9 protein-coding genes, 1 tRNA gene, 3 rRNA genes and 1 pseudogene are annotated in these 11,707 nt (G+C 52.4%); 10 read left to right on the forward strand and 4 right to left on the reverse strand.

All coding sequences use genetic code 11. The features are described from left to right. Window positions 1–40: 40 nt before the first annotated feature. A complete protein-coding gene (gene fmt / locus L466_RS18805) occupies window positions 41–988 on the reverse strand; it encodes a methionyl-tRNA formyltransferase (RefSeq protein WP_032680168.1) in 948 nt (315 codons plus the stop codon). Window positions 989–1,013: 25 nt separating this feature from the next. Next, entirely contained in the window at window positions 1,014–1,523 is a 510-nt protein-coding gene (def, locus tag L466_RS18800; protein ID WP_008503479.1) for a peptide deformylase, read from the reverse strand. A gap of 128 nt (window positions 1,524–1,651) precedes the next feature. On the opposite strand from def, the gene dprA reads away from it, so the two are divergent. From dprA to L466_RS18770, 6 genes are read left to right on the forward strand one after another with little or no spacing between them, the layout of a single operon-like run. Next, window positions 1,652–2,776, forward strand: a complete 1,125-nt coding sequence (gene dprA / locus L466_RS18795; RefSeq protein ID WP_032680169.1) for a DNA-protecting protein DprA — start codon at window positions 1,652–1,654, stop codon at window positions 2,774–2,776. Beyond that, a complete protein-coding gene (gene smg, locus L466_RS18790) occupies window positions 2,748–3,221 on the forward strand; it encodes a DUF494 family protein Smg (protein ID WP_014171887.1) in 474 nt (157 codons plus the stop codon). Before dprA ends, smg begins: the two co-directional genes overlap by 29 nt. A 26-nt stretch (window positions 3,222–3,247) precedes the next feature. Next, the gene (locus L466_RS18785; RefSeq protein ID WP_032680170.1) at window positions 3,248–3,805 is read left to right on the forward strand and encodes a DNA topoisomerase family protein; all 558 of its coding nucleotides are present in this window, start codon (window positions 3,248–3,250) and stop codon (window positions 3,803–3,805) included. Beyond that, window positions 3,795–4,367 carry an L-threonylcarbamoyladenylate synthase type 1 TsaC gene (gene tsaC / locus L466_RS18780; protein WP_032680171.1) on the forward strand — a complete coding sequence of 191 codons (573 nt, stop codon included), beginning with the start codon at window positions 3,795–3,797 and terminating at the stop codon, window positions 4,365–4,367. Before L466_RS18785 ends, tsaC begins: the two co-directional genes overlap by 11 nt. A 4-nt stretch (window positions 4,368–4,371) precedes the next feature. Then, window positions 4,372–5,190 (forward strand): shikimate dehydrogenase, encoded by an 819-nt coding sequence (gene aroE / locus L466_RS18775; RefSeq protein ID WP_032680173.1) that lies wholly within the window; start codon window positions 4,372–4,374, stop codon window positions 5,188–5,190. Beyond that, complete coding sequence (locus L466_RS18770; protein ID WP_014171883.1) at window positions 5,187–5,435, forward strand: DUF1488 family protein; 249 nt, start codon at window positions 5,187–5,189, stop codon at window positions 5,433–5,435. Before aroE ends, L466_RS18770 begins: the two co-directional genes overlap by 4 nt. Here L466_RS18770 and L466_RS18765 read toward each other — a convergent pair. Continuing rightward, window positions 5,411–5,965: a gamma carbonic anhydrase family protein gene (locus tag L466_RS18765; protein WP_014171882.1), complete on the reverse strand. Its 555-nt coding sequence runs from the start codon at window positions 5,963–5,965 to the stop codon at window positions 5,411–5,413. The genes L466_RS18770 and L466_RS18765 overlap by 25 nt on opposite strands. 472 nt (window positions 5,966–6,437) lie before the next feature. Between L466_RS18765 and L466_RS18760 the strand changes: the two genes are divergently transcribed. The 4 genes from L466_RS18760 to rrf all read left to right on the forward strand — a co-directional run bounded on the left by L466_RS18760 (window position 6,438) and on the right by rrf (window position 11,415). Further along, window positions 6,438–7,977 (forward strand): 16S ribosomal RNA (locus L466_RS18760). 85 nt (window positions 7,978–8,062) lie between these two features. After that, window positions 8,063–8,138, forward strand: a tRNA-Glu gene (locus L466_RS18755). Window positions 8,139–8,330: 192 nt separating this feature from the next. After that, a 23S ribosomal RNA gene (locus L466_RS18750) occupies window positions 8,331–11,236 on the forward strand. Between the two features lie 63 nt (window positions 11,237–11,299). Then, a 5S ribosomal RNA gene (rrf, locus tag L466_RS18745) occupies window positions 11,300–11,415 on the forward strand. Together the 16S, 23S and 5S rRNA genes with 1 tRNA gene alongside form the textbook arrangement of a ribosomal RNA operon. Before the next feature lie 103 nt (window positions 11,416–11,518). Here the strand turns inward: rrf and L466_RS18740 are convergent. Then, window positions 11,519–11,707: pseudogene (locus L466_RS18740) on the reverse strand (amino acid ABC transporter ATP-binding protein); the annotation flags it as partial.

Raw genomic sequence — 11,707 nt, forward strand, 5'->3', positions numbered from 1 at the left:
AAAAATGCCCGGAAACACCGGGCGCTAAAATTAAATGAGGTCAGGCAAGGCGATTGCCCGGGATAAACCATTCGCGACGAGAATTTAACAAATCCTGTGCGCTCATCGCCTTCTTACCCGCAGGTTGTAGCGATTCCAGATTCAGGATCCCTTGTGCGGTAGCTACCTGAATACCGTTCTTGCTGGCGTCGATAATCGTACCGGGCTCAGCCGTTGTGTGACCGTCAATAAGGGAGGCTTTCCAGACTTTCACTGGCTGCTCGTCGATAACCATCCAGCTCATCGGCCATGGATTAAAGGCGCGAATGCAGCGTTCAAGTTGAGCCGCTGACAGAGACCAGTCAATCCGGGCTTCTTCTTTACTCAGTTTTTCAGCGTAAGTGACCAGCGCTTCATCCTGAACTTCAGGTTTCGCCGTATTATTCGCAATCTGCTGGAGGGTTTCAATCAGCCCTTGCGGGCCAAGCTCTGCCAGCTTGTCATACAAGGTGGCACTGGTATCATCGGCCGTAATGGGGCAGGCCAGTTTATAAAGCATGTCACCGGTGTCTAAACCTACATCCATCTTCATGATTGTGACGCCCGTTTCCGCATCACCCGCCCATAAAGAGCGCTGAATAGGTGCTGCCCCGCGCCAGCGTGGAAGCAGAGAACCATGCACGTTAATGCAACCCAGGCGAGGCATATCAAGCACAGCTTTTGGCAGAATTAAACCGTAAGCCACCACCACCATTACATCGGCATTCAGGTCAGCGACAAGCTGCTGGTTTTCCTGAGGGCGCAAGGATGCTGGCTGGAAAACAGGTAACCCATGCTCTTCTGCCAGCACCTTAACAGGACCTGGCATCAGTTTTTTACCACGGCCAGCCGGGCGATCCGGTTGGGTAAACACGCCAACAACCTGGTGGCCAGAAGATAACAGCGCGTCAAGATGACGCGCTGCAAAATCAGGGGTTCCCGCGAAGATAATACGTAGTGATTTAGACACGATGATCCTTGTATCCGGGGGGACGTTATGCGCGAGAACGCAAACGATCCAGTTTCTCTACTTTCTGACGAATTCGTTGCTGCTTCAGCGGCGAGAGGTAATCGATAAACAGTTTACCGACCAGATGATCCATCTCATGCTGAATACAGATCGCCAGCAGGTCGTCAGCTTCCAGTTCGAACGGATTGCCGTCACGATCCAGGGCGCGAATTTTCACTTTTTCGGCACGCGGCACTAAAGCACGCTGTTCCGGAATAGACAGACAACCTTCCTCAATACCTGTTTCGCCACTCTTCTCGAGCAGCTCAGGATTGATTAACACCAGGCGGCCATCGCGATTTTCAGATACGTCGATCACGATAATACGCTTGTGAATGTCGACCTGAGTGGCCGCAAGACCAATACCTTCTTCGGCGTACATGGTATCGAACATATCATCAACGATACGCTGAATTTCTGCATTCACTTCTTTTACCGGTTCAGCGACGATGCGAAGGCGCTCGTCCGGAATATGTAACACTTGCAAAACTGCCATAAATTTCCAGAGTCGTGTTCAGGAGTTGATAAGAATATTATCTCCTATTCTAGACAAAACCCCCATCGATTGACAGCATCAGTGACCAATCGCAATGATTGCGGAGGCCGCTTATGGCAGGGGAAAGGATGACGTCGACTGAGTTATGGCTACGGTTAATACACACCGGTTCTCTTTATGGCGATGTGATGCTGGAAGCGGCAGCACGATTGCACAACCAGACAACCATTGATGGTCCTGTTGTCAGAGACGCCGGTCTGTCTGTCAAACAGGCTGCACGGTTCTTTGCGCTCAGAGAAAGTGAGCTGGAAAGTAGCCTGCTCTGGCTTGAGCAGCCGGGTAACTATCTGATCACGGCGGATCACCCCCTTTATCCCCCCTTACTCCGGACGATCCCGGATTATCCAGGCGCAGTCTTTGTTAAAGGCAACCCTAATGTACTGAATGCAGTTCAACTGGCGGTTGTTGGCAGCCGTGCGCCGTCATGGTACGGCGAGCGATGGGGAAAAATTCTCTGTGAACAGCTTTCTCAAAGTGGTTTAACGATCACCAGCGGGCTGGCCTGCGGTATTGACGGTGTCGCCCACAACGCTGCGCTATCGGCAAAAGGGCGTAGCGTTGCGGTGCTGGGTAACGGTCTCTTTAGTATTTATCCTCGTCGGCATCAGGCGCTGGCTGCGCGGCTTATCGATTCTGGTGGCGCGATAGTGTCTGAGTTTCCGCTATCAGCGCAGCCCCGGCCGGGACACTTTCCCCGGCGTAATCGAATTATCAGCGGGCTAAGTCAGGGGGTGTTCGTGGTTGAAGCAGCGGTACGCAGCGGTTCGCTTGTGACCGCACGGTGCGCGCTTGAGCAGGGGCGAGACGTGTTTGCCTTACCCGGCCCAATTGGTAACCCGGGATGCGAAGGGCCGCACTGGCTGATAAAGCAGGGTGCAACACCGGTAACGGAAGTCAGGGACATTCTTGAAAATTTGCAATATGGATTGCAATGGCTGCAGGAAGATCCCGAAAAGCGACATTATTCATCAGATCAGGGAAAGGTGGCATTGCCATTTCCCAAGCTCCTGGCTAACGTAGGAGATGAGGTAACACCTGTTGACGTTGTCGCTGAACGTGCCGGCCAACCTGTGCCAGTTACGGTAGCACAGCTACTCGAACTGGAGTTAGCAGGATGGATCGCAGCTGTACCCGGCGGCTATGTCCGATTAAGGAGGGCAAGCCATGTTCGACGTACTGATGTATTTGTTTGAGACTTACATCCATAACGAAGCAGAAATGCGAGTGGATCAGGACAAATTGACACAGGATCTTACCGATGCGGGGTTTGAGCGGGAAGATATCTATAATGCGTTGATGTGGCTGGAAAAACTGGCTGATTATCAGGAAGGCCTCGCCGAACCGATGCAGTTAGCTTCTGACCCATTGTCTGTGCGCATCTACACAGCTGAAGAGTGTGAAAGGCTGGACGCGAGCTGCCGGGGATTCATTTTATTCCTTGAGCAGATTCAGGTGCTAAACCTCGAAACGAGAGAGATGGTGATAGAGCGCGTTATGGCGCTGGATACGGCAGACTTCGAACTGGAAGACCTCAAGTGGGTCATCCTGATGGTTCTGTTTAATATTCCAGGCTGTGAAAATGCCTATCAGCAAATGGAAGAATTACTCTTTGAAGTGAATGAAGGTATGCTGCATTAATTCAATGTGTAGCACCAAGAGTTGTTATGGCCAAATCAGCACTATTCACGGTGCATAAAAATGAGCCCTGCCCGCAGTGCGGGGCTGAACTTGTTATTCGGTCCGGGAAACACGGCCCGTTTCTCGGTTGTTCCCACTATCCGGAATGTGATTATGTCCGTCCCCTGAAAAGCCAGGCGGATGGACATATCGTTAAAATTCTGGAGGGACAGCTTTGCCCTCTTTGCGGCAGCGAGTTAGCGCTACGTCAGGGGCGTTTCGGCATGTTTATTGGCTGTAGCCACTATCCTGAATGTGAACATACAGAACAAATTGATAAACCCGATGAAACGGCTATTGCCTGTCCTCAATGCCAGCGTGGACAACTGGTGCAGCGCCGTTCTCGTTTTGGTAAGACCTTTCATTCCTGCGATCGCTATCCTGAATGTCAGTTTGTTATCAATTTCAAACCGGTAGCGGGTGTCTGCTCTCATTGCAATTATCCGCTACTTATAGAGAAAAAAACGGCGCAAGGTTTGAAACGCTTCTGCGCCAGTAAACAATGTGGAAAGCCGGTTCCGGCGGATCAAAACAGTGAAGAATAACCTGCCATCAGGCTCCATTGCTCATGCGGTGGATGTCCTGAAAAATGAAGAAGTCATCGCCTATCCAACTGAAGCTGTTTTTGGGGTCGGTTGCGATCCTGACAGCGAAACGGCCGTTGCCCGACTGCTCACACTTAAACAGAGGCCAGTCGAAAAAGGGCTTATTTTAATCGCTGCTAACTATGAGCAGCTTAAGCCTTATATCGATGATTCCATGCTAACGCCGGAGCAGCGGGAGACTATTTTCTCAGCATGGCCCGGCCCCGTGACCTTTGTTTTCCCGGCGAAGCCGACAACGCCGCGCTGGTTGACCGGGCGCTTTGATTCCCTCGCCGTGCGCGTGACGGACCATCCGCTGGTGGTCGAACTTTGCCTGGCCTTTGGAAAACCACTGGTCTCAACCAGCGCGAATCTGACCGGGCAGCCACCTTGCCGCACAACCGACGAAGTAAGGGCGCAGTTTGGGAATGATTTCCCGGTTGCCGTCGGTGAGACGGGAGGGCGCCTCAATCCGTCTGAAATCCGCGACGCCTTGACCGGCGAACGTTTTCGCCAGGGGTAATCCAATGGAAACCTATGCTGTTTTTGGTAATCCGATAGCGCACAGCAAGTCACCGTTAATCCATCAACTGTTTGCCGAGCAACTGCAAATAAATCATCCCTATGGCCGCGTGCTGGCACCTGTTGATGCATTTATTCCTGCGCTGGAGGGTTTCTTCAACGCGGGTGGCAAAGGTGCGAATGTAACGGTACCGTTTAAAGAGGAAGCCTTCGAACGTGCGGATGAACTCACAGAGCGTGCTTCCCTTGCGGGTGCAGTGAATACCTTAAAACGGCTTGAGGATGGACGCCTGCTGGGAGATAACACTGACGGAATTGGGTTACTGAGCGATCTGGAAAGGCTCTCGTTTATTAAACCTGGTTTCAGGGTTCTGCTGATTGGTGCGGGCGGAGCGTCGCGGGGAGTATTGCTGCCTCTGCTGTCACTGGATTGCGCGGTGACCATTACAAACAGGACCTTCTCGCGGGCAGAAGCGCTGGCTGCGTTGTTCGCACATACCGGCAGCGTGAGCGCGGTCGCCCTGGATGAACTTGCCGATCGTGAGTTTGATCTGATCATCAACGCCACCTCCAGCGGTATCGGTGGTGACGTGCCGGCGATCCCTGCTTCGCTGGTAAGTGCCCATATTTACTTCTACGACATGTTCTATCAGAAAGGGAAGACACCTTTTTTGAACTGGTGTGAACAGCACGGCGGAAAACACGTAGCCGATGGGCTGGGAATGCTGGTGGGGCAGGCGGCACACGCGGTGCTGCTCTGGCACGGTGTATTGCCTTCGGTCGAACCGGTCATTGAAAAGCTGAAAAGGGAGCTCACGGTGTGAATCAGGCAATTCATTTTCCGGACAGGGAAAGCTGGGACGAGAGTAAACAGGCGGTCTGTTTCCCGGTGCTGGTGCATGGAATGCAACTTACCTGCGCCATTCGTGGGGAAACGCTGTTGCGTCGCTTTGGTGGTTCAGACCCGTTAGAGGTGTTTTGTGAAAATCGCTGGGATCTTGAAGAGGAAGCCAGCGATTTAATCCGCGATCAGCAGGAAGACGATCAGGGCTGGGTCTGGGTATCCTGACTCAGATAGTCATTCTTCCATTTAACGTAGTTATTCGCCGAGTATTTTAATCCTTCGATCTCTGCCTCCTTCAGGGGGCGGATCTGTTTTACCGGGCTTCCCAAATAGAGATAGCCGCTCTCCAGTCTTTTGTTCTGGGGAACAAGGCTGCCTGCGCCAATCATCACGTCATCTTCTACAATGACGCCATCCAGCAAAATCGACCCCATGCCAACAAGAACCCGATTACCAATAGTGCAGCCGTGAAGCATCACTTTATGGCCGACGGTGACATCTTCTCCAATGATGAGTGGATTGCCCTGGGGGTTATAGGAGGATTTGTGGGTTACGTGCAGAACGCTACCGTCCTGAATATTGGTGCGTGCGCCAATGGCTACATGGTTTACATCCCCCCGAATAGCGACGAGCGGCCAGATACTGACGTCATCGGCCATTCGAACATCGCCGATGACCACGCTGCTGGCATCGATCATCACGCGATCGCCTTTTTGGGGGAGAAGATCTTTATAAGGACGTAACACTGCGGACATATCTACCTCGAACGATGAGCACTATATAGAAGACTTGATCATATTATTGGATCGAGGCAAGGCAAAAAGCGTCAATATTTAAGCATATTGGGTGGGATTTCAGCGAAAAGCGCGGAAAATCGACAGTTGGAAAAAAAGATCCAAAAAGTACTTGTGCTAAAAATTGGGATCCCTATAATGCGCCTCCATCGACACGGCAGATGTGAATCACTTCACAGTTAACCCGGTCGGTTGAAGAGAAAAAATCCTGAATTTCAGGGTTGACTCTGAAAGAGGAAAGCGTAATATACGCCACCTCGCGACGGTGAGCTGTAAGCCGCGTCGCAACTGCTCTTTAACAATTTATCAGACAATCTGTGTGGGCACTCAAAGTGACATGGATTCTTAACGTCCTCGGACGAAAAATGAATACCAAGTCTCTGAGTGAACATACGTAATTCATTACGAAGTTTAATTCACGAGCATCAAACTTAAATTGAAGAGTTTGATCATGGCTCAGATTGAACGCTGGCGGCAGGCCTAACACATGCAAGTCGAACGGTAGCACAGAGAGCTTGCTCTCGGGTGACGAGTGGCGGACGGGTGAGTAATGTCTGGGAAACTGCCTGATGGAGGGGGATAACTACTGGAAACGGTAGCTAATACCGCATAACGTCGCAAGACCAAAGAGGGGGACCTTCGGGCCTCTTGCCATCAGATGTGCCCAGATGGGATTAGCTAGTAGGTGGGGTAATGGCTCACCTAGGCGACGATCCCTAGCTGGTCTGAGAGGATGACCAGCCACACTGGAACTGAGACACGGTCCAGACTCCTACGGGAGGCAGCAGTGGGGAATATTGCACAATGGGCGCAAGCCTGATGCAGCCATGCCGCGTGTATGAAGAAGGCCTTCGGGTTGTAAAGTACTTTCAGCGGGGAGGAAGGTGTTGTGGTTAATAACCGCAGCAATTGACGTTACCCGCAGAAGAAGCACCGGCTAACTCCGTGCCAGCAGCCGCGGTAATACGGAGGGTGCAAGCGTTAATCGGAATTACTGGGCGTAAAGCGCACGCAGGCGGTCTGTCAAGTCGGATGTGAAATCCCCGGGCTCAACCTGGGAACTGCATTCGAAACTGGCAGGCTAGAGTCTTGTAGAGGGGGGTAGAATTCCAGGTGTAGCGGTGAAATGCGTAGAGATCTGGAGGAATACCGGTGGCGAAGGCGGCCCCCTGGACAAAGACTGACGCTCAGGTGCGAAAGCGTGGGGAGCAAACAGGATTAGATACCCTGGTAGTCCACGCCGTAAACGATGTCGACTTGGAGGTTGTGCCCTTGAGGCGTGGCTTCCGGAGCTAACGCGTTAAGTCGACCGCCTGGGGAGTACGGCCGCAAGGTTAAAACTCAAATGAATTGACGGGGGCCCGCACAAGCGGTGGAGCATGTGGTTTAATTCGATGCAACGCGAAGAACCTTACCTACTCTTGACATCCAGAGAACTTTCCAGAGATGGATTGGTGCCTTCGGGAACTCTGAGACAGGTGCTGCATGGCTGTCGTCAGCTCGTGTTGTGAAATGTTGGGTTAAGTCCCGCAACGAGCGCAACCCTTATCCTTTGTTGCCAGCGGTCCGGCCGGGAACTCAAAGGAGACTGCCAGTGATAAACTGGAGGAAGGTGGGGATGACGTCAAGTCATCATGGCCCTTACGAGTAGGGCTACACACGTGCTACAATGGCGCATACAAAGAGAAGCGAACTCGCGAGAGCAAGCGGACCTCATAAAGTGCGTCGTAGTCCGGATTGGAGTCTGCAACTCGACTCCATGAAGTCGGAATCGCTAGTAATCGTAGATCAGAATGCTACGGTGAATACGTTCCCGGGCCTTGTACACACCGCCCGTCACACCATGGGAGTGGGTTGCAAAAGAAGTAGGTAGCTTAACCTTCGGGAGGGCGCTTACCACTTTGTGATTCATGACTGGGGTGAAGTCGTAACAAGGTAACCGTAGGGGAACCTGCGGTTGGATCACCTCCTTACCTTAAAGAACCTGCCTTTGTAGTGTCCACACAGATTGTCTGATGAAAAGTAAATAGCAAGGCGTCTTGCGATTGAGACTTCAGTGTCCCCTTCGTCTAGAGGCCCAGGACACCGCCCTTTCACGGCGGTAACAGGGGTTCGAATCCCCTAGGGGACGCCACTTGCTGGTTCGTGAGTGAAAGTCACCTGCCGACATATCTCAAAACTCATCTTCGGGTGACGTTTGAGATATTTGCTCTTTAAAAATCTGGATCAAGCTGAAAATTGAAACGACACACAGTTAATGTGTGTTCGAGTCTCTCAAATTTTCGCAAGCCGGTGATGAATCGAAAGAAACATCTTCGGGTTGTGAGGTTAAGCGACTAAGCGTACACGGTGGATGCCCTGGCAGTCAGAGGCGATGAAGGACGTGCTAATCTGCGAAAAGCGCCGGCGAGGTGATATGAACCTTTGACCCGGCGATGTCCGAATGGGGAAACCCAGTGTGTTCCGACACACTATCGTTAACTGAATACATAGGTTAACGAGGCGAACCGGGGGAACTGAAACATCTAAGTACCCCGAGGAAAAGAAATCAACCGAGATTCCCCCAGTAGCGGCGAGCGAACGGGGAGCAGCCCAGAGTCTGAATCAGCTTGTGTGTTAGTGGAAGCGTCTGGAAAGTCGCACGGTACAGGGTGACAGTCCCGTACACGAAAGCACACAGGCTGTGAACTCGAAGAGTAGGGCGGGACACGTGGTATCCTGTCTGAATATGGGGGGACCATCCTCCAAGGCTAAATACTCCTGACTGACCGATAGTGAACCAGTACCGTGAGGGAAAGGCGAAAAGAACCCCGGCGAGGGGAGTGAAAAAGAACCTGAAACCGTGTACGTACAAGCAGTGGGAGCCTCTTTTATGGGGTGACTGCGTACCTTTTGTATAATGGGTCAGCGACTTATATTCTGTAGCAAGGTTAACCGTATAGGGGAGCCGAAGGGAAACCGAGTCTTAACTGGGCGTTAAGTTGCAGGGTATAGACCCGAAACCCGGTGATCTAGCCATGGGCAGGTTGAAGGTTGGGTAACACTAACTGGAGGACCGAACCGACTAATGTTGAAAAATTAGCGGATGACTTGTGGCTGGGGGTGAAAGGCCAATCAAACCGGGAGATAGCTGGTTCTCCCCGAAAGCTATTTAGGTAGCGCCTCGTGAACTCATCTTCGGGGGTAGAGCACTGTTTCGGCTAGGGGGCCATCCCGGCTTACCAACCCGATGCAAACTACGAATACCGAAGAATGTTATCACGGGAGACACACGGCGGGTGCTAACGTCCGTCGTGAAGAGGGAAACAACCCAGACCGCCAGCTAAGGTCCCAAAGTCATGGTTAAGTGGGAAACGATGTGGGAAGGCACAGACAGCCAGGATGTTGGCTTAGAAGCAGCCATCATTTAAAGAAAGCGTAATAGCTCACTGGTCGAGTCGGCCTGCGCGGAAGATGTAACGGGGCTAAACCATGCACCGAAGCTGCGGCAGCGACACTATGTGTTGTTGGGTAGGGGAGCGTTCTGTAAGCCGTTGAAGGTGTCCTGTGAGGGGTGCTGGAGGTATCAGAAGTGCGAATGCTGACATAAGTAACGATAAAGCGGGTGAAAAGCCCGCTCGCCGGAAGACCAAGGGTTCCTGTCCAACGTTAATCGGGGCAGGGTGAGTCGACCCCTAAGGCGAGGCCGAAAGGCGTAGTCGATGGGAAACAGGTTAATATTCCTGTACTTGGTGTTACTGCGAAGGGGGGACGGAGAAGGCTATGTTAGCCGGGCGACGGTTGTCCCGGTTTAAGCATGTAGGCGGAGGTTCCAGGTAAATCCGGTTCCTTGTTAACGCTGAGGTGTGATGACGAGGCACTACGGTGCTGAAGTAACAAATGCCCTGCTTCCAGGAAAAGCCTCTAAGCATCAGGTAACATCAAATCGTACCCCAAACCGACACAGGTGGTCAGGTAGAGAATACCAAGGCGCTTGAGAGAACTCGGGTGAAGGAACTAGGCAAAATGGTGCCGTAACTTCGGGAGAAGGCACGCTGATATGTAGGTGAAGCCCCTGCGGGTGGAGCTGAAATCAGTCGAAGATACCAGCTGGCTGCAACTGTTTATTAAAAACACAGCACTGTGCAAACACGAAAGTGGACGTATACGGTGTGACGCCTGCCCGGTGCCGGAAGGTTAATTGATGGGGTTAGCGGTAACGCGAAGCTCTTGATCGAAGCCCCGGTAAACGGCGGCCGTAACTATAACGGTCCTAAGGTAGCGAAATTCCTTGTCGGGTAAGTTCCGACCTGCACGAATGGCGTAATGATGGCCAGGCTGTCTCCACCCGAGACTCAGTGAAATTGAACTCGCTGTGAAGATGCAGTGTACCCGCGGCAAGACGGAAAGACCCCGTGAACCTTTACTATAGCTTGACACTGAACACTGGTCCTTGATGTGTAGGATAGGTGGGAGGCTTTGAAGCGTGGACGCCAGTCTGCGTGGAGCCAACCTTGAAATACCACCCTTTAATGGCTGGTGTTCTAACGTAGACCCGTGATCCGGGTCGCGGACAGTGTCTGGTGGGTAGTTTGACTGGGGCGGTCTCCTCCCAAAGAGTAACGGAGGAGCACGAAGGTTAGCTAATCCTGGTCGGACATCAGGAGGTTAGTGCAATGGCATAAGCTAGCTTGACTGCGAGAGTGACGGCTCGAGCAGGTGCGAAAGCAGGTCATAGTGATCCGGTGGTTCTGAATGGAAGGGCCATCGCTCAACGGATAAAAGGTACTCCGGGGATAACAGGCTGATACCGCCCAAGAGTTCATATCGACGGCGGTGTTTGGCACCTCGATGTCGGCTCATCACATCCTGGGGCTGAAGTAGGTCCCAAGGGTATGGCTGTTCGCCATTTAAAGTGGTACGCGAGCTGGGTTTAGAACGTCGTGAGACAGTTCGGTCCCTATCTGCCGTGGGCGCTGGAGAATTGAGGGGGGCTGCTCCTAGTACGAGAGGACCGGAGTGGACGCATCACTGGTGTTCGGGTTGTCATGCCAATGGCACTGCCCGGTAGCTAAATGCGGAAGAGATAAGTGCTGAAAGCATCTAAGCACGAAACTTGCCCCGAGATGAGTTCTCCCTGAGACTTTAAGTCTCCTGAAGGAACGTTGAAGACTACGACGTTGATAGGTCGGGTGTGTAAGCGCAGCGATGCGTTGAGCTAACCGATACTAATGAACCGTGAGGCTTAACCTTACAACGCCGAAGATGTTTTGGCGATGAGAGACGATTTTCAGCTGATACAGATAACAGAATTTGCCTGGCGGCTTTAGCGCGGTGGTCCCACCTGACCCCATGCCGAACTCAGAAGTGAAACGCCGTAGCGCCGATGGTAGTGTGGGGTCTCCCCATGTGAGAGTAGGGAACTGCCAGGCATCAAACAAGTGAAGAGGCCATCCGAAAGGATGGCCTTTTTGCGTTATGTTTCCCGGAAAAAGTCAGACCCGGTAAGCGAAGCGCCACCGGGCTAAGACACGCTTAATGGATCACTTGTGACAGGAAAGCCCGCGTACGTTCAGATTTAGGATGTGCGAAGAACTCATCCGGCGGTGCCTGCTCAACGATTTCCCCACGATCCATAAAGATCACCCGATCGGCCACGGTTCTGGCAAACCCCATTTCGTGCGTCACACACAGCATGGTCATCCCGGACTGCGCCAGTCCAAT

The organism is Enterobacter sp. BIDMC 30, assembly GCF_000534355.1.
In the GTDB taxonomy this organism is placed as follows: domain Bacteria; phylum Pseudomonadota; class Gammaproteobacteria; order Enterobacterales; family Enterobacteriaceae; genus Enterobacter; species Enterobacter ludwigii.